This window comes from Streptomyces sp. NPDC049813 (genome assembly GCF_044465085.1).
Lineage (GTDB): Bacteria > Actinomycetota > Actinomycetes > Streptomycetales > Streptomycetaceae > Streptomyces.
Genome location: NZ_JBITLI010000001.1, coordinates 716849 through 739252, shown reverse-complemented (window position 1 = coordinate 739252; position 22404 = coordinate 716849). Strand labels below are relative to the sequence as shown.

Sequence of the window (22404 nt, the reverse complement as noted above, 5' to 3'; positions counted from 1 at the left end):
AGCGCGGCGGGGGGCGCCGCGGCGCCGGGCGCGCCGCGCGCCCGGGGGGGCCCCCCGGGCCCCCCCCCCCCCCGCCGCCGGGGGGGGGGGGGGGGGCCTGCGGGTGTCCGGGGCCCGGGCCCTGGACGCCCGCAGGCCCGGATCTGCTCCGGCGGCCCCCAGCCGGTGCGCTGCGCGACGCCGCCGACGCCGCCGACGCCGCCGACGGTCCGGTCGAGGCGGTCCCTCGTCCCCGCCGGCCGGTGGGGCTTCTCGCGCCGTTCCCCGCTCCCCTCAAGGCATGCGGCTTCGCCGCAGCCTCGGAGGTGAGTGGGGCAGCACCCGTACGCGGAGGTCATCGCCCGCGCAAGGCGTCCCACCCTCTTGACCGTTTTGGTCCAGACCAATAACTTCGCCTGCGTGCACGCCCGTTCTCCCGCACCACGGCCGACCGCCGCCTCACAGGAATGAGCCCGCCCATGCCCGCGAGCCCGCGCCGAAGACTTCTCATCCGGGCGGCTGTCGCCGTCAGCTCCCTCTCCCTGCTCGGCGCCTTCGCGCCCGCCGCCGCGGCCCACGGGGGCGGCCACGACTCCGTGCGGCGCGTCGGGTACTTCACCCAATGGGGCGTCTACGGACGGGACTTCCAGGTCCAGGACCTGCAGAAGAGCGGCGCCGCGGCCCGCCTCACGCACCTCAACTACGCGTTCGGCAACGCGAGTCCGGACGGCACCTGCCTGATGGGCAACGTGCCGGGCGAGTCCGACCCCTGGGCCGACTACCAGCGCCCGCTCGACGCGGAGAACTCCGTCGACGGCGTCGCGGACACCGACACCCAGGCCCTCGCCGGCAACTTCAACCAGCTGCGCGAACTGAAGGCGAAGAACCCGCGCCTGAAAGCCATGATCTCGCTCGGCGGCTGGTCATGGTCCACGCACTTCTCGGACGCGGCCCGCACCCCCGCCTCCCGCAAGGCGTTCGTCTCCTCCTGCATCGACCTGTACATCAAGGGCAACCTCCCCCAGGACGGCGCCCGCGGCGGCCGGGGCGCGGCGGCCGGAGTCTTCGACGGCATCGACATCGACTGGGAGTGGCCGGGCTCCGAGGGCGACACCGACACCGTGTACCGCCCGGAGGACAAGCGGAACTTCACCGCGCTGGTCGCCGAGTTCCGCGCGCAGCTTGACGCGTACGGCCGGACGCGGCACAAGCACTACGAGCTCTCCGCGTTCGTGCCGACGGCCCCCGCGAAGATCGACGCGGGTTACGAGGTCCGCAAGGTCATGAAGGACTTCGACTTCGTCAACCTCCAGGGCTACGACTTCCACGTGAGCGGGGAGAAGACCACCGCGCAGCAGTCGGCCCTGTACGCCCGGGACGACTTCAGCGTCGACGGCACGGTCGACTCCTGGCTGCGCCGCGGCGCCCCCGCCCGCAAGCTCGTCGTCGGCATGCCGTTCTACGGGCAGGGCTGGACCGGGGTCACCGGCGGCGGCGACGGCCTCGGGCAGCCCGCGACCGCCCCCGCGCCCGCCCAGTGGGCCAACGGCTACGCGGACTACAAAGAGCTGAAGGCGTGGGCGGATTCAGGCACGTACAAGCTGTACCGGGACCGTCGCGGCGGCCACGCCTGGCTGTTCGACGGCACGACCCTGTGGACCTACGACGACCCGCAGGTGCTGCGGCTGAAGTCGGCGTACGTCCGGGCGAAGGGGCTCGGCGGCGCGATGTTCTGGTCGCTCGACGGCGACACGCCCGACGGTGAGCTGGTGCGGACCGTGGACCGCGCGCTCGGTCACTGAGAGCGGCCGGTCTCGGTGACCGGGCAGTCTCGGTGACCGGGCAGTCTCGGTGACCGGGCGGCCAGTCACCGAGACCGGCCGTACGGGCGGCACACACACGGGCGGGGCGGCGGACCGGACGGTCCCCGCCCCGCCCGCCGTGCCGGGCCGGAGCCGCGACACCGCCACATGGCGCAGGCCGACTGGCCCGCGAGGGCCCGGCCGCCGAGGGTGGTCGACAGCGCCCGCCCCGTCACCCGAGGCCCCCGTACAGGAGGTCCTGCACACATGGCCGAAGCACCGTCCCGACGCGACGCGCGCTCCCGCCTGGAACTCCAGGCGATCCGCGCCCTGCTGGACGCGCAGCGGCGACGCATCCGGGCCTACGTCGAACTCCAGCAGAGCTCCGCGCCGGTACGCGCCCCGGTGCCGCCGCCGGTCCCCTCCGATCCCACGGGACACGAGGTGCTCGACGCCCTGCCGCTGCCCGCCGTGCTGGTCCAGCCGCTCATCGGGGAGGACGGGTCCGTCCGGGACGCCTTCTACGTCCGGCAGAACGCGGCGGCCCGGGAGTACGGCGCCAGCCGGCTGCCCGAGTCGGCGCTGCCGCTGTGGTCGGGCCCGGCCGCACTCTTCGCCCACTTCCCCGCGCTCGCCCACACCGCCGTGCCCGCGATGCTGGCCCGCGCGTACCGTGACCGCACACCCCAGGGCCCCGAGTCGGTGGAGTGGGTCGTCAGCACCGCCCGGTGCCCGGTGCGGCTCAACGACGAGGTGCGGGTGGCGCCGTGCGGCGAGCACCTGCTCATCACCTGGCAGCCCGGCCATCGCCGGCGGATGACCGACGCCGCGCAGCAACTGGTGCGGACCTGCTGGGCGGAGTGGAACCTCGGCGACCTCCACGTCGAGCCCTCCCGCCGGTTCCACGAGGTGCTGGGCCTGCCCGGGGGCACCCCGGTGCCGACCCTCTTCGACCTCGCCGCCACGGTCACGGCCGACACCCTGCCGCAGCTGTACCAGGCCCTGTACGACGTCATCCTGCGCAAGCGGAAGACCGAGTGCCGGCTGCGGCTCGCCGGCGCCGGGGAGCGGGTCTTCCGCATGGTGGCCGAACCGGTACGGATCGCGCCGGGCAGCCTGGTGTGGGCGCTGCGGGCGGTCCTCATCGACGTCACGGCCGAGCGCAGGCGCCGCGAGACGGCGGAGTACGCCGCGCGCGAGGCCCACCGCCAGCTGGAACGCGTCGAGGCGGTCACGGAGGTCGCCGACGTCCTGCGGCAGGCGGTCATCCCCCAGTTCCAGGACGAACTCGGCTCGTACGGGCTCGACGCGGCCGCCGTCTACCGGCCCGACGCCCGCGAGGCCCGGATCGGCGGCGACTGGTACAAGGCCCGCAAGCTGCCCGACGGCGAGCCGCTGATCGCGCTGGGGGACGCGCGCGGCCACGGCCTGGAGGCGGCCACGCTCATGGCGAAGCTGCGCTACGCCCTGGCCGGGCTCGCCTACACCGAGCAGCCCGTGGAGCGGCTGACGCAGTGGCTCAACGAGGTGGCCTGCGCCGACGGCACCGAGTCGACCGCGACGGCGGTCATCGCCCGCTACCAGCCCGGCCCCGCCCGGCTGCGCTGGACGTGTGCCGGCCACCCGCGCCCCGTCCTGCTGCGGGACGGCCGTGCCACGCAGCTGCCGGACCCCGTCGACGGCCCCGGTCTGACCCTGGGCGTCCTGCCGGGGGCGACGTACACCGCCGCCGCCACCGATCTGCGGGTCGGCGACATCGTGCTGATCTACTCCGACGGGCTGACCGAGCGCCGCGACCACGACCCGGACGAGGACACCCGGCGCTTCCTCGCCGCCGCGGAGGAGTGCCTGGCCGAGGCGGTGCCGCGGAGCGGGCACGACGCCCTCCAGGACTACGCGGAGCGGCTGGTCGCCCGGCTGGACGGCCCGCACCGCGCGGACGACGCCACGCTGCTCGCCCTGCGCCGCATCGCGACGGACTGACGGGGCGCCGCCACGTCCCGGGGCCCGCCGTGACGCCGCGTGAGCCCGTCGGCGCGTCAGCTCGCCGGGCCGCCGCTGCCGCTGGGCGCGCGGCTCAGGTCGACGACGCAGAAGACGTTGTCGTCGGGGTCGGCGAGGACGACGAAGTCCGGGTCCGGCGGATAGGAGTCCCAGTCGACGGCGCGGGCGCCGAGGCCGGTCAGCCGCTCCACCTCGGCCTCCTGCTCCGCGCGCGACTCCGTGAAGAGGTCCAGGTGGAGCCGGGGACGCGGCTCCGCGGGCGAGGCACTGACCATGAGGGCCAGGGCCCGGCCGGAGCCGTCGGCGTGCTCCAGGGTCCGCCACGTGTCGCTCGCCCACTCCTCGGTGGCGACCAGGTCGAGCGCCCGTGTCCAGAAGGCGACCGCCCGGGACAGGTCCGTGACGCCGACGACGGGGTATCCGAGTCTCAGCATGCGTAGAGCCTACGGCCGCCGTCGGCGGGCCCCGGTCACTGGGCGTCGGGCTGCGAGGAGTCCAGGGTGTCGCCGCGCGTCTCGTAGATGGCCGTCACCTGGAGCAGTTGCTCGTCGCTCAGCCCGGCCAGGAGGTCCCTGTCGGTGAGCAGCTCCTCCCGCTCGGCGACGAGCCGGGCCAGCCGCTCCGTGTCGGGGGCGGCGGCGCGCCGGCCCTGCGCGATCCGCTCCTCATAGCGGGCGAGGAGCCGGGCCAGCGCCGCTTCGGCGCGAACGGCGGGCTCCGGCAGCTCGTCCTCGGGGGGTGCGTCCATGAGGTCCATCATCCCCGGCCGCGGCGGCACGCGGCCGGCGACGGGGCAGCCCGTGTCGGGCGGCCCGTCGCCGCGCACCGCCGGAGGCGGCCGGTGGGTGCCGGTCATCCCGTCAGCCCGCGAGGGCGCGCCGGCGGGCCCGGCGGTGGGCCTTGAGCAGCGGGGTCCGTTCGGTCTCCGACGTGCCGCCCCACACGCCCGTCGTCTGGCCGGTCTCCAGGGCGTACTCCAGGCACTCCGCGATGACCGGGCACCGGTGGCAGACCGTCTTCGCCTCGTGGACGTCCAGCAGGGCGGGGCCGGTGCTGCCCACTGGGAAGAACAGCTCCGGGTCCTCCCCGACGCACGCCGCCCTCTCGAGCCACTCCATGGTCAACTCCCTCTCTGGTAGCGGAAACCGCGCGGGTACCCACATCCCCGGAAGTGACAACAGGCAACGGGCAGAACCTTCATGGAGCGGCGAACACCGCGGCGGTGGACCGTCTACCGGCCCGGACCGCCGCGGCCGTCCTCCTCGCTGAAGGTCACCTCCGCGCCCGCGACGATCCGCGCCCCCATGTTCCGGCGCATCATCTCCAGCGCGGCGTCGGCGAGTTCGGCGTGGATGTGCGCCACGGCATCGGAGACCACGGTCACCTCCAGGTGCCGGATGTGCGCGTCCAGCGCCGAGTACAGGACGCACTGCTCGGTGACCTGGCCGCACAGCACCACCTGGCGCACGCCCAGCTCCCACAGCAGATAGGTCAGCGGCGTCTCGTAGAAGATGGAGTGCCGGGCCTTCAGGACGAAGAGCGCCTCGTCGTCGGGCTGGAGCGGTTCCACCAGCTCCGCGTGCGGCCCCGCGAGCGCCGCGTCGACGAGGGCGCCCTGGTGCGAGCGCCACTGCCCGAAGTTGTCGTTCACGTAGATCACCGGGACCCCGGCGTCGCGTGCCTGCCGGATCAGCCCGGAGACGACCGGGACCACCTTCTGGGCCGAGGGCAGGAGCTGGTCGGCGTCCGGATGGTCGTACGTGTTGATCATGTCGATGACGATCAGGGCGGACGGCTGCTGTTCCATGGTTCTTCTTTCCCTCGCGGACGAGCCCCTCCCAGGCTGGTCACATGTGCGGCCCTCCCGCCACATGGCCCCCGGGACCGGCACCGGCCCCCGGGTACCCCGGGCCCACCGGGGCGATACGTGCGGGCGCGCCGCACATGCGTCGCTCATCCGCGCAGGTCACGATGGGAGACGACCTGGAAACAGGGTGAGTGGCGACGGCTTGTGTGGGAACGCGGGGAGGGTCGGGCTCCCGTCGACGCAGCGTGGCTGCCGGCCTCGCCCGCACCCCGCATCCGCCCGATGACGCCCGCCGACACGGTTCTGGAGCATGAGATGACTACGGCCGACCGCGACGCCCCGGTACTGAGCGCCGACGAGCTGCGTGCGGTGGACGCGCACTGGCGCGCCGCCAATTTCCTGGCCGTCGGCCAGATCTATCTGATGTCCAACGCCCTGTTGCGCGAGCCGCTGCGTCCCGAGCACGTGAAGCCGCGGCTGCTGGGGCACTGGGGCACCTCGCCAGGCCTGAACCTCGTGTACACCCATCTGAACCGGGTGATCAGGAAGCGGGAGCTGGAGGCCCTGTGCGTGTGGGGGCCCGGCCACGGCGGTCCCGCGGTCCTCGCCAACGCCTGGCTGGAGGGCAGCTACAGCGAGATCTATCCGGACGTGGGCCGCGACGAGGCGGGCATGACCCGGCTGTTCAAGCAGTTCTCGTTCCCCGGCGGCGTGCCCAGCCACGTGGCGCCCGAGGTTCCGGGCTCGATCCACGAGGGCGGCGAACTCGGCTACTCCCTCGCCCACGCCTACGGCGCCGCCTTCGACCACCCGAACCTGCTGGTGGCCTGCGTGGTCGGCGACGGAGAGGCGGAGACGGGCCCGCTGGCCGCGTCCTGGCACTCGGGCCGCTTCCTGGACCCGGTGCACGACGGCGCCGTCCTGCCGATCCTGCACCTGAACGGCTACAAGATCGCCAACCCGACCGTGCTCGCCCGGATGCCGCGCGACGAACTCGACTCCCTGCTGCGCGGCTACGGACACCTGCCGCTGTACGTCGAGGGCGACGACCCGGCCCAGGTCCACCAGGACCTGGCCCGCACCCTGGACGAGGCGCTCGACCTCATCACCGACCACCAGCGCGCGGCCAGGACCGGCGAGGCGGCGGCGCCCGTGCGCTGGCCCATGATCGTGCTGCGCACCCCGAAGGGCTGGACCGGCCCCGAGGAGGTCGACGGGCTGCCGGTGGAGAACACCTGGCGCGCCCACCAGGTCCCGCTGCCGGAGGTCAGGGAGAACCCCGAGCACCTCGCCCAGCTGGAGCGGTGGCTGCGCTCGTACCGGCCGCAGGAGCTGTTCGACGCCGAGGGCCGGCCCGCCGGGCCGGTGCTGGACTGCGTGCCCGAGGGCGCGCGGCGGCTCGGCGCCACGCCGTACGCCAACGGCGGGCTGCGGCTGCGGGCCCTGCCGCTGCCGCCGCTGGAGGAGCTCGCCGTCCCGCTCGACAAGCCCGGCGCCACGGCGCACTCCCCCACCGGACTGCTCGGCGAGTACCTCGAACGGCTCATGGCGGACACGGCACGCGAGCGCAACTTCCGGCTCGTCGGCCCGGACGAGACCGCGTCGAACCGGCTGCAGGCGGTCTACGGCGCCAGCGGCAAGGCCTGGCAGGAGAAGCTCCTCCCCGTCGACCAGGACCTCGACCCGCACGGCCGGGTGATGGAGGTGCTCTCCGAGCACCTGTGCCAGGGCTGGCTGGAGGGCTACCTCCTCACCGGCCGGCACGGCCTCTTCTCCTGCTACGAAGCCTTCGTGCACATCGTCGACTCGATGGTCAACCAGCACATCAAGTGGCTCAAGACGGCCGGTGAGCTGCCCTGGCGCGCGCCGGTCGCCTCGCTGAACTACCTGCTCAGCTCACACGTGTGGCGTCAGGACCACAACGGCTTCTCGCACCAGGACCCGGGCTTCATCGACCATGTGCTCAACAAGAGCCCGCACATCGTCCGGGTCTTCCTGCCCCCGGACGCCAACACGCTGCTGACGGTGGCGGACGCCGCGCTGCGCAGCCGCGACCACGTCAACGTCATCGTCGCGGGCAAGAACCCCGGCCCCGACTGGCTCTCGCTGGACGACGCCCGCGCCCACTGCGCGCGCGGGGCCGGCGTGTGGGACTGGGCGGGCACGGAGAGCGGCGCGGGGCCCGACGTGGTGCTCGCCTGCGCCGGTGACGTGCCGACGCAGGAGGTCCTCGCGGCGGCGGCGCTGCTCCGCCGCCACCTGCCCGAACTGGCCGTCCGCGTCGTGAACGTCGTCGACATGACCACGCTCCTGCCGGACGGGGAGCACCCCAACGGCATGCGCGACGCCGAGTACGAGGGCCTGTTCACCGCGGACAAGCCGGTCATCTTCGGCTACCACGGCTACCCGTGGCTCATCCACCGGCTCACCTACAAGCGGGCCGGTCATGACAACCTCCACGTCCGCGGCTACAAGGAGTCCGGCACCACGACCACGCCGTTCGACATGGTCGTGCGCAACGACCTCGACCGGTTCCGGCTCGTCATGGACGTCATCGACCGCGTCCCCGGGCTCGCCGTGCGGGCCGCCGCGACCCGGCAGCGGATGGCCGACGCCCGGACCCGCCACCACCGCTGGATCCGGGAGCACGGCACGGACCTGCCGGAGATCACGGAGTGGCAGTGGCCGGGGTAGCCGCGAGCGACCGTCCCACGCCGCGGCGCGGCCGCTCGGAGACGGTCGAGGAGAGGGCGGACCGGCAGTGGGGAGAGCTCATACAGGAGGTGCGCGTCGCTCTGACCGGCGTGCAGATCCTCTTCGGGTTCCTGCTCACCGTGGTCTTCACCCCACGGTTCACGGGGCTCTCCGACACCGACCGGGCCATCTACATCGTCACGGTGCTCCTCGGCTCCGCGGCGACGGGCGCGCTGATCGGCCCGGTCGCCATCCACCGGCAGGTCGCAGGGCGGCGCATCAAGCCGCAGGCGGTGCTCTGGGCCTCCCGCCTCACCTTCGTGGGGCTCGTCCTGCTGCTGTGCACGCTGACCTCGGCGCTCTTCCTGATCCTGCGCGTGGCGACGCACGACCCGCTGGCCCCGGTCCTCGTGGCGGGCGTCCTCGCCTGGTACGTCCTGTGCTGGTTCGTGCTGCCGGCGTGGGCCCGCCACCGCCACTCCGAGGCGGCACCGACGGCGCCCACCGAGGCCGCCGAGGCCACCGGCCGTGCCGGTCCCCGCGGCGACGGGCACGACGCCCCGCACTGACCCCACCCACCGCCCATTCCCCCCGACAAGGAGGCGACGACCATGGTGCAGATCGGCTACACGATGATGACCGAGCAAGCCGGACCCCGAGAGCTGGTGCGGCACGTCGTGGCCGCGGAACAGGCGGGCTTCGACTTCTCCGTCACGTCCGACCACTACTCGCCCTGGCTGGCCGAACAGGGCCACTCCCCCTACGCCTGGGCGGTGCTCGGCGCCGCGGCGCAGGCGACCTCGCACATCCCGCTGATGACCTACGTGACGTGCCCGACCACGCGCTACCACCCGGCGGTCGTCGCGCAGAAGGCGGCCACCCTCCAGCTGCTGTCCGAGGGGCGGTTCCGCCTCGGCCTCGGTTCCGGCGAGAACCTGAACGAGCACGTGGTGGGCGGCGGCTGGCCGGCGCCCGCGGTCCGCCTGGAGAAGTTCGAGGAGGCCGTCACCATCATCCGCGCGCTCCTCGACGGCGAGGAACTCACCCACCGCGGCCGCCACTACGAGGTCGACCGGGCCCGCCTGTGGGACCGGCCGGACACGCCGCCCCCGATCGGTGTCGCCGTGTCGGGCCCGGCCTCCTGCGCCCTCGCGGGCCGCGTCGCCGACCTGCTCATCGCCACCGAACCCCGCGCCGAACTGATCGACGCCTTCGGCCGCGCGGGCGGTGCGGGCAAGCCGCGCGTGGGCCAGCTCCCGGTCTGCTACGACCCGGACCGGTCGGCGGCCGTCGCCCGCGCCCACCAGCAGTTCCGCTGGTTCGCGGGCGGCTGGCGGGTCAACGCGGAGCTTCCGCACCCCGTCTCGTTCGCGGGCGCGACCGAACTGGTGACGCCCGAGGACGTCGCCAAGTCCGTCCCGTGCGGCAGCGACGTCGGGGAGTTCGTCGAGGCCGTACGCCCCTTCGCCGAGGCCGGGTTCACCGAGGTGGCGCTCGTCCAGATCGGCGGCGACCACCAGGACGCCTTCTTCACCTGGGCCGAGAACGAGCTGCTGCCCGCGCTCCGCGAGGAGCTGTAAGCCCCCTTACCCCCCACCCCCCGACCACGACCAGATAAGTTCCGACCCCCTCCGGGAGACCTTCCATGAACAGCACCGCCGACGACAACCACACCCTCGTCTCCGTGACCCTGAGCAACTGCGCCGCCGCGGACGCCGAGCGGGTCCTCGCCCACCTCACCGCCGAGTTCCCGGACCGCGGCCCGACCAAGAACGGCTCCGACGCCTCCGGCGAGCAGCCCACGGTGTGGACGGCGGAGCTGGACGTGAGCGCCGGCTCGTCCGCCTCCGGCGGGTCCGGCTCCGCCGGCGACAACGCCATCGAGGGCAGCGTCTCCGTGAACGCCCAGGGGGTGCCGCACGAGGTCACCGCCGTCCGTGAGTCGCTCTCCCGGGCCTACGGGGTCGAGGACGCCGGATCGGCCTCCGGCGACCAGGAGCTGGACAGCCAGTTCACGCTCACCCCGCGCTGACCACCGCCGTGCACCGGGCCCGCCGCCGCTCCACGTGAGCGCGCCGCGGGCCCGTGGTGTGCCCGGGGGTTCAGGCCGGCGACTCGTCCGGGTCCGGGTGCTCGGGGTGGACGGTGTCCGATCCCTCGGCGCCGCGGCGCCGTGTCCCCGCCTCGTCCGTGTCGGGCACGTCGTCCGCGGGCCCGGCCTGCTCGTGCGCGGTGCCCTCGTCGGGCGCCGCGTCCGCGCCGGCCTGCTGGTCGGGCAGGTCCCGGGGGACCGGGGCCCCACTCTCACCCGGGTCCTCGCTCCGATAGTCAGTCACAGCAGCCTCCATTCTTCGTCACCCGGGACGGCGCACGCGCAGCGAACGGCCGCACCGGGCACAGTCGCGGACGCGCTCTGGGTACCGGGGCCGGGGCCACCGAAACGTGCCGGCGACGGCCGGTGTCCGTGCGGGGACGCAGGGCGGGGGCGGCCGGGTCCGGGCCGGCGCCGATAGACTCCCGGCGTGTCAGCCATGGACGAGATCCGCCGCAGCAAGTACATCAGCCTCACGACGTACCGCAAGGACGGGACACCGGTCCCCACCCCCGTCTGGCACGTGGTGCGCGACGAGCACGAACTGCTCGTCATCACCGCCGCGGACTCCTGGAAGGTCAAGCGGATCCGGAACAACGGCGCCGTCACGGTCACCGCCTGCGACCTGCGCGGCCGGACCGCTCCGGGCGCCGCCACGCTCAGCGGGAGCGCGCGGCTGCTCGACGCCGCGGGCACGAAGGCCGCCGAGGCCGCGGTGGGCCGCAGGTACCTGCTGTCCCGGGTCGGCAACGCGTTCGCCCGGCTGCTGCACCTGCCGAAGAAGCCGAACATCGGCATCGCCGTCACGTTCTGACGCCCGGTCAGGGCTGACCCGGCGTCTCCTCGCGGGTCGCGCGACCTCTGTACGGAGCCGGACTCCTGGGATACCGTCGCCTCGGCCGCCAGGAATGAATCGTTTCAGCCCCGTGCGGCCGGGGCTTCTGCGCCCACCGCCGACATCCGTTCACGTCACCGAAAAGCGAGGCGCCATGACCGCGAGCCGCCCAGCCGGGAACGCCGGGACCACGGGGGACGCCCCCGCCGCGGGCCCCGCCAGACGCACCGTCCTCGCCGCGGGGGCCGGGGCCGCGGCCCTCACGGCGGCCGGACTCCCCGCCGCGCCACCGGCGTCCGCCGCGCAGACGGACCGGGCCGCCGCCCCGTCCACCGCCACCAGGCCACCGCGCCCGGGGTCCGGCTGGCAGCGCTACGTCCAGGCTCCCTCCTCCCGCAGCGTGCGCCCCGTCCGCATCGTGACCTCCCGCGGCGACGTCACCCGCCCCGAGGCCCTCCTCAAGGCGGGCGGCGGCGTGACGGTGCTGCGCCGCCCGCGCCCGGCCCCGGCCCCGCGCTGGCCCGAGGGGACGACCGCCCAGGCCTCGTCCACGCACGCGGGCAACAACGGCGGCGACGGGCAGCCCCGGACGTACGACGCGTCCCACACCGTCGACGGCGACCCCGACACGTTCTGGAACGACGACACGCAGGGCGCCTTTCCCGACGTCCTCACCCTGACGCTCCCCGCCGAGCAGCCCCTGTCCGGCATCACGGTCGTCTCCCACCCCGACGGCGTCCCCACCGACTTCACCGTCGACGTCTGGTACGACGATGCCTGGCACCGGGCCGCCACCTGCTCCGACAACGATGTCATACACCGTCCGGTGCCCTTCTCCACGCCACTGCGCGCCTCCCGGGTCCGCCTCACGGTGACGGGTGTACAGGACACCCCGCAGGGTGCGTTCACCCGGGTCAGCGAGGTGTGGCCCGAGGCCGTCGACGCGGTCGAACCGCCCAGTGTGACCGTGGACTTCGGCAAGGTCGTCGTCGGACATCCGCGGATCCGCTTCGCCGCCGCCTCGGACGACTCCCCCGGCGTGCGGGTCGCGTTCTCCGAGACGCTCCAGTTCCTTACCGACCGCAGCGACTTCACCCGCTCCGACCAGGCGGGCGGCGCGGGCCGGGGCACCGACCAGTTCGCCGTGCCGGCCAAGGGTGCCGACTGGCTCGACCGCAAGGGCTTCCAGGCCGGCGACAAGGTCTTCGCCGACGGGCTGCACGGCTTCCGCTACCTCAAGATCACCCTGGATGCGCTCGCCTCGGACGCCCCGGCCGCGCAGCCCTGGGGCACGGTCGAGATCGACGCGGTGAGCCTGGAGTTCACCGCCTACCTCGGCACCCCGGGCACGTACCGCGGCTGGTTCCTGTGCTCGGACGACGACCTGAACCGCTACTGGTACGGGGCCTCGTACACGAACGAGCTGGTCACCGACGTCTTCCGGCGCGACGACGTCGATCCGCGCGACGCCTGGAGCGCCTCCCTGGAGGGCCGCCTTGTCCTGCACGACGGGCCCAAGCGCGACCGCGACCCGTACGTCGGCGACCTGGCCGTGTCGGCGCGCACCCTGTACCTCACGCACGACGACGCGGCGGAGGCCGCCCGCAACGTCCTCGCCGACCTCGCCGACCACCAGCGGGCCGACGGCTGGATCCCGCCTGCCTCGATCAACGGCTACACGCTGCCGCTCTTCGACTATCCGCTGTGGTGGGTGACGTGCGGCTGGGACTACGTCCTGTACACCGGCGACCGGGCCTACGCCACGCGCTACCACCCGCACCTCCTGAAGGTGCTCGACACCTGGTACCCGAGCGTCACCGACGACGCCGGTCTGCTCAGCAAGGGGCTGGCCAACACCGGCGGGTACGGGGACTACGCCTTCCTCGGCCGCACGGGACGCGTCACGTACTACAACGTCAACTACGTGCAGGCGCTGCGCGACGGTGCCCGCCTCGCCCGCTTCTTGGGGCACGACGAGGACGCGGAGCGCTGGGAGGAGCGGGCCACGAAGGTCGCCGCCGCGGTCAACGCGCTGCTGTGGGACGAGGCGGCGGGCGCCTATCTGGACTCCGGGACGGGCCCGGTGCGCCACGCCCAGGACGGCAACGCCATCGCCGTCACCGCGGGGGTCGCCGGCTCCCAGCGGGCGGCCTCGGCCCTCGCCCACCTGGACGCCACGACCCGGCGGCCCTACGGGAACGCCTTCATGGACAACGACACGATCTTCGACGGGGCGTCGCAGCGCGTGTACGCGTTCACGTCCTACCCGGAGATCGTCGCCCGGTTCGAGACGCACCGGGCGGACTCCGCGCTCGACCAGATCCGGCGCACGTACGGCTGGATGGACCGGCACGACCCCGGGATCACCCACTGGGAGGGCATCGGCCCGGACGGCTCGCCGTACGAGGACGCGTACACGAGCATGGCGCACGGCTGGTCGACGGGGGTGCTGCCCGCGCTCACCCACCAGCTCCTCGGCGCCCGGCCGCTCTCGCCCGGGTACGCCACCTGGCTGGTGCGCCCGAACCCCGGCGACGTCGAGTGGGCCCAGGGCCGTCTCCCCACGCCGCACGGCCCGTTGACCGTCGCGTGGGAGCACGCGCGGTCGGCGCGCCCGGCGTTCTCGGTGACCGTCCAGGTGCCGCACGGGACGCGCGGCGCATTGGCCCTGCCCGGCGAGCCGGGACGGCTGCGCGTGCGCCGGGGCCGCCGGACCCTGTGGGACGGCCGGCGCGCCTCGGGCGACGACGTGCGGGTCACCGACGGCCGGGTCGAGATCTCCGCCCTCGGCGGGGGGACGCACTCGTTCACGGCCGAACGCGGGGACTGAGGAGGGGGCGGCGGATCTCGGGGCAGGGCCGCTACTGGCCCACCCTGCCGTCGACGCACTCGCGCAGCAGGTCCGCGTGTCCGCAGTGGCGGGCGTACTCCTCGATGCGGTGCACCAGCAGGCTGCGGACCGCGACGCCGTCCTTGCCCAGCCGTTCGCCGAGGTCGGGGTGGGCGGCGAAGGCCGCGTCGGTGGCGGCCTGCTCGCGCTCCAGGTCGGCGAAGGAGGTTTCGACGACCGCCAGGTCGGCGACGGCTCCGTCGAAGTCCGCGTCGCGGGCGCCGTACAGCTTCGCCTGCGGCTCGCCTTCGGTGATCCAGTTGCGCCAGTCCCGTTCCACCTCGGCCAGGTGCCGGACCAGGCCGAGCAGGGACATCGTGGACGGTGGCACCGACCGGCGCGCGAGCTGCGCGGCGTCGAGGCCTTCGCACTTCATCCGCAGGGTGGCGCGGTAGCCGCGGAGATAGTCCTGAAGCGTGGCGAGTTCGCCCTCCGGCTCGGGGCCGTCACGGGGGTCGTCGTCCGGGTCGACCCACATGTCGCGGTGGATCGTGGCGCGGGTCCAGCGTGCGGGGTGGTCGCTCATGCGGGCCATGGTCGGCGGCGGCGGCCCCGGGCGCCACACCTTTTGCCGGTGGACGCCGTACCGGCGGGGTCGCGGTGATGGGGCTTCGCCGCCGGCGTGGTGCTGCGGGGCGTCGGTCACGCCGGCGGCGAAGGTCGGGACGGGCCGGGATCAGCCCTGCTTGATGACGAACTGTGAGCCGGGCTCGGTCAGGATGTCGCCCTGGGCCGAGTTGGTGATGGTGACGCCGGTCAGCGTGGCGCTGCCGCGGGCGCCGGACATGGCGAGGATGCCGGAGCCGTTGTTCGACTTGTCGATGGTCACGTTGCTGATCTGGACGCCGGGCATCTCACCGCCGCCCGTCTTGAACTGGATGCCGTCGTAGGTGGAGTCGCGGATGTCGGTGTCGCGGATGGTGACGCCCGGGATGGGCTGGCCCTGCGCGAACAGGGTGATCGCGCCGAACTCCTGGTCCTCGTTCCAGAAGGCTCCGCCGGTGCGGTACAGCCCGTTGTTGGCGATCAGCGTGGTGCCGGAGAACGGCAGCGGGTCGTGGTCGGTGGCGAGCATGATCCCGGGGTAGTTCATGGTGTCCGAGACCAGGTTGTTCTCGATGCTGTTGCCGTAGCCGCCGTAGACCGCGATGCCGTTGGCCCGCCAGGGCAGTTGGACGGTGTTGTTGCGGAAGTGGTTGTCGTGGCCGACGTCGACCGACGTGTCCTTCACGTACTTGCTGGCCCAGACGGCCATGGCGTCGTCGCCGGTGTTGCGGAACGAGGAGTTGTAGACGGTCGAGTTGCGGGTGCCGTTGGCGAAGTTGACGCCGTCGGCGTAGGTGTCGCGGATGCGGACGCCGTTGAACTCGACGCGGTCGCCGGGGCCCCACAGCTCGGGGATGTTGGAGTAGTCGCGGCCGACCCAGGCGCCCACGTTGGCGTGCTCGATCCAGACGTTGGTGATCTTCGTGTCCTTGCCGAACCGGCCGTTGAGCGCGACGCCGCCCTCCGCGTTGCCGTCGCCGCCCCGGATCGTGCCGGAGCCGAAGATGGCGATGTCGGAGATCTTGGTGTTGTCGTCGATGTCGAAGCCGAAGTTGCCCTCGTGCGGGTGGTTGATGCCGCCCGCGTCCTGCGGCGCGATGAGCGAGTAGAGCTGGGAGTGCCACATGCCGGCGCCCTTGAGGGTGACGTCGCGGATGCCGACCTGGTTGTACTGGCCGCGGTTCTGCGGGTCGTCGGTGAGGATCTTCTTCTCCTGGCGCCACTGGCCGGCCGGGACCCACACGCACGGGATCGTGCCTGCCTGGTCCGCCGTCACGGCGCGCTGGATGGCGTCCGCGTCGTCGATGCCGTCGTTGGGCACGGCTCCGTACTCGGTGATGGAGACGCACTCGGCGGGCTTGGCCGCGGGCGCCGCGACCTGCTCCAGGTCGACCAGGTCGACGATGTAGAAGGAGGCGGTGTCACCGCTGTCGCGCTGGAGGCGGAACTTGGTGCCCTGGGGGTAGGTCTCGGTGAGCAGGGCGTGGGACTCGTCGAAGAGCCGGCGGGCGTCGCCGCCGGGCCGGTTGGTCAGCCCCTCCGGGTCGTCGGTGGTGCCGTAGAGCCAGCTGTGCTTGGACGACAGGTTGAGCTTGCGGACGAACTTCCCGTCGGCGTAGAGACTGAGGGTCGCCTCCTGGCCGCCGCCCGCGGCGGCGTCGGGGATCGAGTTGCGCACGACGATCGAGTTCGACGGCGTGGTCGAGGTGAACTCGACGTACTGGCCGGTGGAGTTCAGCCGCACCGACTTGCGGCCGGAGGACTCGGTGGCGAAGTTGGTGTGGCCGAAGGTGCGCTGGGCGTCGGAGGTGAGCAGGGTGCCGTTGGTCTGGCCGTCCTCCGCCTCGTACTCGGTGTAGGGCACGGCCGCGCCGCGTCCGACCACCAGGGTCCGGGCGAAGGTGTTGTTGTTCTCGTTCGTCTCGGTGACCTTGTCGGTGGAGTCGGCGGTCGCGGTGAGGGCCGCTCCGCCGTTCGTGGCGGTCCAGCTGCCGCCGATCGCCACGCTCGCCGAGGCGCCCGCGGCGATGGCGTCCGCCGTCCCGGTCAGGGTGGCGCCGCCGACGGTGAGCCGGGTGACGGTGCCGGCGGGCGCCGCGCTGGTGCCGCGGTTGGCCACGGTGACGGTGAAGGTGACCTTGGCGCCGACGGCCGGGTTGGCGGGGCTGGTGGTGATGCCGGTGACGGCCAGGTCCGGTCCGGGTGCCTGGGCGACGACCAGCTTCGTGTCGGCGTTGCGGCTGTTGTTGGAGTTGTCCAGCTCGGCCACGGCGTCCGTCGGGTCGACGACGGCGGAGACGCTGTAGCTGCCGCGCGGCCGGGTGCCGACCTTGACCGGCACCTTCGCGGACGCGCCGGCGGCCAGGGCGCCGACGGAGGCGCTGCCGGCGACCGTGCCTTCGAGACTGACGTTCACGGTGGTGGCGGGCGAGGCCGCCGTTCCGGCGTTGCGGACCGTCGCCTCGACGGTGACCTCGTCCGCCTCGGAGGGTGCCGTGGGCGACCAGGTCAGTCCGGTCACGGTCAGGTCGGGGGCGGGCGCGGCCGAGCCGACGACCTGGAACTCGGCGACCTGTCCGCCGCCCGCTCCGCTGTTGCCGGAGAACTGCAGCCGTACGTCGGCCCAGCGGCCGCTGACGGGGATCGTGACGGTGTTCTGGTTCGCCGCCGGGTCGAAGGTGTAGGTGGCCCGGTCCTTCAGCGAGGTGAAGTCGGTGGCGCCGGACTTGCGGCCGAGGACCTGGAGGGTCTGGGTGCGGGTGCTCCAGGCGGCGTTCGGATTGAGCTTCAGGACGACCCCGGTGAGGTCGGCGTCGGAGCCGAGCTTGACGGTCAGCGCGGACGACGGGCCGCTCGCCTCCCAATAGGTGTCCGTGCTGCCGTCGTTGGCGTTGGGCGCGAGGTAGTTCTGGGTCGTCGACGTCGCCTCGATCGGCTTGCGCAGCGCGAGGTTGGTGCCGGCCGGCGGCGGGTCCTGCGGGCCGCCGTCCCCGGCCTCGCCGCGGACCTCGACCTCGGAGAGCTGCGCGGCGTTCCAGCCGGTGTTGTCGCTGATCTGCACGCGTACGTAGCGGGTCGTCCCGGTGACGCCGACGCTCACGCTGTTGCCGGAGCCGGGGGTGAAGGACCGCTTCGCCGCGGCGGCCAGCGTCGTGAAGTCCCGGCCGTCGGCGCTGCCCTGGACGGCGACGGTCTCGGTGCGCGCCTCCCAGGAGGCGGGGAGCTTGAGGACCACGCCGTCGACGTCGACGTTGCGGCCCAGGTCGATCTGGACCCACTGGGGGAACGAACCGGTCGGGCCCTCCCAGTAGGTGGCCTGGCTGCCGTCGGTGACGTTGCCCGCCGGGTAGCCGTCGTGCGTGCCGCCTGCCGTGGCGGGCCTGCCGAGCGCCACGTTCTGTTCCGCGGCGGCCTGCGCCGCCGCGGGCACCATGCCGACGGCCAGCAGCCCCGCCGTGACCACCCCGGCCAGCCATCGCCATCTATGACGTGCCCCTGACATATCTGTCATGACCGCGCTCCCGTCATCCAAGTATTGAGTTGCACTGTTAATTTTTTGCGTACTTTCGATGGACAGATTCGATGCACGAGCAAGTCGTGTCAACGGTTGCGACATCTTTTGCTGAGAGCGCGGACCGCGGGCGCGGCCTAGAGGCTCGGCGCCCGCCAGGCAAGGTAAACAAGGTCACACTCGCGCCATCTGCTGCTCACCTGGGAATCTGGCCTAGCATCCGAGCATGACGGTCCTGCCTGACGACGGGCTCTCCCTGGCAGCCGAGTTCCCTGACGCGACACACGAGCAGTGGCAGCACCTGGTCGCGGGTGTGCTGCGCAAGTCGGGCAAGGAAGTCTCGGCCGACGGAGCGGAAGACGCCCTGTCCACCGCGCTGGAGGACGGGCTGCGCGCCCGCCCCTTGTACACAGCCCGCGACGACGCTCCCCCCGCCGGCCTGCCCGGCTTCGCCCCCTTCGTCCGCGGCGGCCGCGCCGCGGGGAACACCGCGGGCGGGTGGGACGTACGCCAGCGGCACACCGTCGCCGACTCCGCCGCCGTCCTCACCGACCTGGAGAACGGCGTCACGTCCCTGTGGCTGACGGTCGACGACACCACCGGCTCCCCCGCCGCCGCCCTCGCCGCCGCGCTCGACGGCGTCTACCTCGACCTCGCCGCCGTCGTGCTCGACGCGGGCGCCGGGACCGACGCCGCCGCGCGCGCACTGCTGCGGCTGTACGAGGAGAAGGGCGTCGCCCCCGACGCGGCCCGGGGCAACCTCGGCGCCGACCCGCTCGGCCACGAGGCCCGCACCGGTCAGCCGTACGACAGCGCGCAGGCGGCCGAGCTGGCGCGGCTGTGCACCGGCCGGTACCCGGGGCTGCGCGCCCTGACCGTGGACGCGCTCCCGTACCACGAGGCCGGCGGTTCGGCCGCGCAGGAGCTGGGCTGCTCGCTCGCCACCGGCGTCGCCTACCTGCGCACCCTGACCGAGGCGGGGCTGAGCGTCGAAGAGGCGCTCGCGCACCTGGAGTTCCGCTACGCCGCGGGCGCCGACCAGTTCCTCACGGTCGCCAAGTTCCGGGCCGCGCGCCGGCTGTGGGCCCGGGTCGCCGAGGCGTGCGGGGCACCGCGCTCGGGCGCGCAGCTCCAGCACGCCGTCACCTCGCCGGTGATGATGACCCGGCGCGACCCGTGGGTGAACATGCTGCGGACCACGATCGCGACCCTGGCCGCCGGAGTGGGCGGCGCGGACGCCGTGACGGTCCTCCCCTTCGACCACGCTCTGGGCCTGCCCGACGCGTTCGCCCGGCGGATCGCCCGCAACACCTCCACCATCCTCGTCGAGGAGTCCCACCTCGCCCGGGTGATCGACCCGGCGGGCGGGTCCTGGTACGTGGAGCGGCTGACCGACGAACTGGCCCACGCCGGCTGGGAGTTCTTCCAGGAGATCGAGCGGGCGGGCGGCCAGGCGGCGGCCCTGCGCGGCGGCCTGGTCGGGGACCGGCTGGCCGCGACCTGGTCCGCACGGAGCAGGAAGCTCGCCACGCGGCGCGAACCGGTCACCGGCGTCAGCGAGTTCCCGCACCTGGCCGAGAAGCCGCTGGTCCGCGAGCCGGCACCCGCGCCGCCGTCCGGCGGGCTGCCCCGGGTCCGCCGGGACGAGGCGTTCGAGACGCTGCGGGCCCGGGCCGACGCCCACCTCGCCGCGACCGGCGCCCGGCCCCGCGTGTACCTGGCCGCCCTCGGCCCGGCCGCCGCGCACACCGCCCGCCTCACCTTCGCGGCCAACCTGTTCCAGGCGGGCGGCATCGAGGCCGTCACCGAGGGCACGTTCGAGGAGAGTGGCGCGCGGGACGTGTGCCTGTGTTCCAGCGACGCCCTCTACGAGGAGCAGGCCGCCACCGCGGCGCGGGAGCTGCGGGCGGCCGGCGCCGGACACGTGTTCCTGGCGGGCCGCCCGGCGACGCATGCCGGCGTCGACACCTACGTGTTCGCCGGCTGTGACGCCGTGTCCGTGCTCTCCGCCACGCTCGACCGCATGGGAGTGTCCCGATGACCGCGCCCCGCATCCCCGACTTCTCCGCGATCGCGCTGGGGACCCCGGCGCCGGACGCCGGCGCCGACGAGTGGCGGGCCGCGGTGAAGCGGGCCGCCGACGGCGACGACCTGGGCTGGGAGACACCCGAGGGCATCACGGTCAAGCCCCTGTACACCGGGCAGGACCTGGAGGGCCTCGACTTCCTGGAGACCGTCCCCGGGGTCGCGCCGTACCTGCGCGGCCCGTACCCGACGATGTACGTGAACCAGCCCTGGACGATCCGTCAGTACGCGGGTTTCTCCACGGCCGAGGAGTCGAACGCCTTCTACCGGCGCAACCTCGCGGCTGGGCAGAAGGGCCTGTCGGTCGCCTTCGACCTGCCCACGCACCGCGGGTACGACAGCGACCACCCGCGCGTCACGGGCGACGTCGGCATGGCGGGCGTCGCGATCGACTCGATCTACGACATGCGCCAGCTCTTCGACGGCATCCCGCTGGACAAGATGTCCGTGTCGATGACGATGAACGGCGCCGTGCTGCCGGTGCTGGCGCTGTACATCGTCGCGGCGGAGGAGCAGGGGGTGCCCGCCGAGAAGCTGGCCGGGACCATCCAGAACGACATCCTCAAGGAGTTCATGGTCCGCAACACCTACATCTATCCGCCGAAGCCGTCGATGCGGATCATCTCCGACATCTTCGCGTACACCTCGCAGCGGATGCCCCGCTACAACTCGATCTCCATCTCCGGCTACCACATCCAGGAGGCGGGCGCGACGGCCGACCTGGAGCTGGCCTACACCCTCGCGGACGGCGTCGAGTACATCCGGGCGGGCCGCGAGGCGGGCCTGGACGTGGACGCGTTCGCGCCGCGGCTGTCGTTCTTCTGGGCGATCGGGATGAACTTCTTCATGGAGGTCGCCAAGCTGCGCGCCGCGCGGCTGCTGTGGGCGAAGCTCGTCGGGCAGTTCGACCCGAAGAACGCCAAGTCCCTCTCCCTGCGCACCCATTCGCAGACCTCCGGCTGGTCGCTGACCGCGCAGGACGTCTTCAACAACGTCACCCGCACGTGTGTGGAGGCGATGGCGGCCACCCAGGGGCACACCCAGTCGCTGCACACGAACGCGCTCGACGAGGCGCTCGCGCTGCCCACCGACTTCTCCGCGCGCATCGCCCGCAACACCCAGCTGCTGCTCCAGCAGGAGTCGGGGACGACCCGGGTGATCGACCCGTGGGGCGGCAGCGCGTACGTGGAGAAGCTGACGTACGACCTGGCCCGGCGCGCCTGGGCGCACATCCAGGAGGTCGAGGCGGCCGGCGGCATGGCCAAGGCGATCGACGCGGGCATCCCGAAGCTGCGCATCGAGGAGGCCGCGGCGCGCACCCAGGCGCGGATCGACTCCGGCCGGCAGCCGGTCATCGGGGTCAACAAGTACCGGGTGGACTCCGACGAGCAGATCGATGTCCGGGCCGTCGACAACTCCTCGGTGCGGGCCCAGCAGATCGCCAAGCTGCGCCGGCTGCGCGCGGAGCGCGACGAGACCGCGTGCCAGGACGCGCTCGCCGCCCTCACCCGGGCGGCCGGCGGCGAGGGCAACCTGCTCGAACTCGCCGTGGACGCGGCGCGCGCGAAGGCGACCGTCGGGGAGATCTCCGACGCCCTGGAGCAGGTGTACGGGCGGCACGCGGGCCAGATCCGTACGATCTCCGGCGTGTACCGCAACGAAGCAGGCGAGTCCCCCTCGGTGGACCGCACCCGCGCCCGGGTCGACGCGTTCGCCGAGGCCGAGGGCCGCCGCCCGCGCATCCTGGTCGCCAAGATGGGCCAGGACGGCCACGACCGCGGCCAGAAGGTGATCGCGACCGCCTTCGCCGACCTGGGCTTCGACGTGGACGTCGGCCCGCTGTTCCAGACCCCGGGCGAGGTGGCGCGGCAGGCCGTCGAGGCGGACGTGCACATCGTCGGGGTGTCGTCGCTGGCCGCCGGGCACCTCACCCTCGTACCGGCGCTGCACGAGGCGCTCGCCGACGAGGGGCGCGAGGACATCATGATCGTGGTGGGCGGGGTGATCCCGCCGCAGGACGTCGCCACGCTCCGGGAGATGGGCGCCGCCGCGGTCTTCCCGCCCGGCACGGTCATCCCGGACGCCGCGCGCGACCTGGTGGAACGCCTCGCGGCCGACCTGGGCCACGCTCCGGTCGCCGACCTGTGAGCCGGTGAGTC

At 73.3% G+C, this 22404-nt stretch carries 17 protein-coding genes; 10 read left to right on the top strand and 7 right to left on the bottom strand.

What is annotated here, in order from left to right; genetic code table 11:
• Positions 1 to 458 precede the first annotated feature (458 nt).
• Together ACIBW6_RS03260 and ACIBW6_RS03255 are read left to right on the top strand one after the other, a co-directional pair.
• Positions 459 to 1781 carry a glycoside hydrolase family 18 protein gene (locus ACIBW6_RS03260; protein ID WP_399056000.1) on the top strand — a complete coding sequence of 441 codons (1323 nt, stop codon included), beginning with the start codon at positions 459 to 461 and terminating at the stop codon, positions 1779 to 1781.
• Between the two features lie 267 nt (positions 1782 to 2048).
• Positions 2049 to 3764 carry a PP2C family protein-serine/threonine phosphatase gene (locus tag ACIBW6_RS03255; protein WP_399055998.1) on the top strand — a complete coding sequence of 572 codons (1716 nt, stop codon included), beginning with the start codon at positions 2049 to 2051 and terminating at the stop codon, positions 3762 to 3764.
• A gap of 56 nt (positions 3765 to 3820) precedes the next feature.
• Here the strand turns inward: ACIBW6_RS03255 and ACIBW6_RS03250 are convergent, their stop codons facing one another.
• From ACIBW6_RS03250 to ACIBW6_RS03235, 4 genes are all read right to left on the bottom strand, one after another.
• Complete coding sequence (locus ACIBW6_RS03250) at positions 3821 to 4219, bottom strand: VOC family protein (protein ID WP_399055996.1); 399 nt, start codon at positions 4217 to 4219, stop codon at positions 3821 to 3823.
• Between the two features lie 35 nt (positions 4220 to 4254).
• Positions 4255 to 4533, bottom strand: coding sequence for a hypothetical protein (locus tag ACIBW6_RS03245; RefSeq protein ID WP_399055994.1), 279 nt, complete (start codon positions 4531 to 4533; stop codon positions 4255 to 4257).
• A 112-nt stretch (positions 4534 to 4645) separates the two neighbouring features.
• The gene (locus tag ACIBW6_RS03240) at positions 4646 to 4903 is read right to left on the bottom strand and encodes a WhiB family transcriptional regulator (protein WP_399055992.1); all 258 of its coding nucleotides are present in this window, start codon (positions 4901 to 4903) and stop codon (positions 4646 to 4648) included.
• Positions 4904 to 5016: 113 nt separating this feature from the next.
• A complete protein-coding gene (locus tag ACIBW6_RS03235) occupies positions 5017 to 5592 on the bottom strand; it encodes a cysteine hydrolase family protein (RefSeq protein WP_399055990.1) in 576 nt (191 codons plus the stop codon).
• Positions 5593 to 5907: 315 nt separating this feature from the next.
• On the opposite strand from ACIBW6_RS03235, the gene ACIBW6_RS03230 reads away from it, so the two are divergent.
• The 4 genes from ACIBW6_RS03230 to ACIBW6_RS03215 all read left to right on the top strand — a co-directional run bounded on the left by ACIBW6_RS03230 (position 5908) and on the right by ACIBW6_RS03215 (position 10318).
• Entirely contained in the window at positions 5908 to 8286 is a 2379-nt protein-coding gene (locus ACIBW6_RS03230; protein WP_399055988.1) for a phosphoketolase, read from the top strand.
• Positions 8274 to 8855, top strand: a complete 582-nt coding sequence (locus ACIBW6_RS03225) for a DUF6328 family protein (protein WP_399055986.1) — start codon at positions 8274 to 8276, stop codon at positions 8853 to 8855. Before ACIBW6_RS03230 ends, ACIBW6_RS03225 begins: the two co-directional genes overlap by 13 nt.
• A gap of 42 nt (positions 8856 to 8897) precedes the next feature.
• Complete coding sequence (locus tag ACIBW6_RS03220) at positions 8898 to 9866, top strand: LLM class F420-dependent oxidoreductase (protein ID WP_399055984.1); 969 nt, start codon at positions 8898 to 8900, stop codon at positions 9864 to 9866.
• A 65-nt stretch (positions 9867 to 9931) separates the two neighbouring features.
• Complete coding sequence (locus ACIBW6_RS03215; RefSeq protein ID WP_399055982.1) at positions 9932 to 10318, top strand: hypothetical protein; 387 nt, start codon at positions 9932 to 9934, stop codon at positions 10316 to 10318.
• 70 nt (positions 10319 to 10388) lie between these two features.
• Here ACIBW6_RS03215 and ACIBW6_RS03210 read toward each other — a convergent pair whose 3' ends face one another.
• Positions 10389 to 10622, bottom strand: coding sequence for a hypothetical protein (locus tag ACIBW6_RS03210; RefSeq protein ID WP_399055980.1), 234 nt, complete (start codon positions 10620 to 10622; stop codon positions 10389 to 10391).
• Between the two features lie 195 nt (positions 10623 to 10817).
• Here ACIBW6_RS03210 and ACIBW6_RS03205 point away from each other — a divergent pair, with 195 nt between their 5' ends.
• Entirely contained in the window at positions 10818 to 11192 is a 375-nt protein-coding gene (locus ACIBW6_RS03205; protein ID WP_399056413.1) for a PPOX class F420-dependent oxidoreductase, read from the top strand.
• A 175-nt stretch (positions 11193 to 11367) separates the two neighbouring features.
• The gene (locus ACIBW6_RS03200) at positions 11368 to 14043 is read left to right on the top strand and encodes an alpha-L-rhamnosidase C-terminal domain-containing protein (protein WP_399055978.1); all 2676 of its coding nucleotides are present in this window, start codon (positions 11368 to 11370) and stop codon (positions 14041 to 14043) included.
• 31 nt (positions 14044 to 14074) lie between these two features.
• On the opposite strand, the gene ACIBW6_RS03195 is transcribed toward ACIBW6_RS03200, so the two are convergent.
• A complete protein-coding gene (locus ACIBW6_RS03195) occupies positions 14075 to 14638 on the bottom strand; it encodes a DUF664 domain-containing protein (protein WP_399055976.1) in 564 nt (187 codons plus the stop codon).
• A 141-nt stretch (positions 14639 to 14779) separates the two neighbouring features.
• Positions 14780 to 18160 (bottom strand): CARDB domain-containing protein, encoded by a 3381-nt coding sequence (locus ACIBW6_RS03190; protein ID WP_399055974.1) that lies wholly within the window; start codon positions 18158 to 18160, stop codon positions 14780 to 14782.
• Between the two features lie 226 nt (positions 18161 to 18386).
• Between ACIBW6_RS03190 and ACIBW6_RS03185 the strand changes: the two genes are divergently transcribed.
• Together ACIBW6_RS03185 and scpA are read left to right on the top strand one after the other, a co-directional pair.
• Positions 18387 to 20201 (top strand): methylmalonyl-CoA mutase family protein, encoded by a 1815-nt coding sequence (locus ACIBW6_RS03185; RefSeq protein ID WP_399055972.1) that lies wholly within the window; start codon positions 18387 to 18389, stop codon positions 20199 to 20201.
• On the top strand, positions 20198 to 22393 hold the full coding sequence (gene scpA, locus ACIBW6_RS03180; RefSeq protein WP_399055970.1) for a methylmalonyl-CoA mutase: 2196 nt from the start codon (positions 20198 to 20200) through the stop codon (positions 22391 to 22393). The genes ACIBW6_RS03185 and scpA overlap by 4 nt, the downstream gene beginning before the upstream one ends.
• The last annotated feature ends 11 nt before the right edge of the window (positions 22394 to 22404 follow it).

Coding starts and splice junctions, on each gene's coding strand:
- ACIBW6_RS03260 (WP_399056000.1), top strand. CDS start 459: ATGCCCGCGAGCCCGCGCCGAAGACTTCTCATCCGGGCGGCTGTCGCC.
- ACIBW6_RS03255 (WP_399055998.1), top strand. CDS start 2,049: ATGGCCGAAGCACCGTCCCGACGCGACGCGCGCTCCCGCCTGGAACTC.
- ACIBW6_RS03250 (WP_399055996.1), bottom strand. CDS start 4,219: ATGCTGAGACTCGGATACCCCGTCGTCGGCGTCACGGACCTGTCCCGG.
- ACIBW6_RS03245 (WP_399055994.1), bottom strand. CDS start 4,533: ATGGACGCACCCCCCGAGGACGAGCTGCCGGAGCCCGCCGTTCGCGCC.
- ACIBW6_RS03240 (WP_399055992.1), bottom strand. CDS start 4,903: ATGGAGTGGCTCGAGAGGGCGGCGTGCGTCGGGGAGGACCCGGAGCTG.
- ACIBW6_RS03235 (WP_399055990.1), bottom strand. CDS start 5,592: ATGGAACAGCAGCCGTCCGCCCTGATCGTCATCGACATGATCAACACG.
- ACIBW6_RS03230 (WP_399055988.1), top strand. CDS start 5,908: ATGACTACGGCCGACCGCGACGCCCCGGTACTGAGCGCCGACGAGCTG.
- ACIBW6_RS03220 (WP_399055984.1), top strand. CDS start 8,898: ATGGTGCAGATCGGCTACACGATGATGACCGAGCAAGCCGGACCCCGA.
- ACIBW6_RS03215 (WP_399055982.1), top strand. CDS start 9,932: ATGAACAGCACCGCCGACGACAACCACACCCTCGTCTCCGTGACCCTG.
- ACIBW6_RS03205 (WP_399056413.1), top strand. CDS start 10,818: ATGGACGAGATCCGCCGCAGCAAGTACATCAGCCTCACGACGTACCGC.
- ACIBW6_RS03200 (WP_399055978.1), top strand. CDS start 11,368: ATGACCGCGAGCCGCCCAGCCGGGAACGCCGGGACCACGGGGGACGCC.
- ACIBW6_RS03195 (WP_399055976.1), bottom strand. CDS start 14,638: ATGGCCCGCATGAGCGACCACCCCGCACGCTGGACCCGCGCCACGATC.
- ACIBW6_RS03190 (WP_399055974.1), bottom strand. CDS start 18,160: ATGACAGATATGTCAGGGGCACGTCATAGATGGCGATGGCTGGCCGGG.
- ACIBW6_RS03185 (WP_399055972.1), top strand. CDS start 18,387: ATGACGGTCCTGCCTGACGACGGGCTCTCCCTGGCAGCCGAGTTCCCT.
- scpA (WP_399055970.1), top strand. CDS start 20,198: ATGACCGCGCCCCGCATCCCCGACTTCTCCGCGATCGCGCTGGGGACC.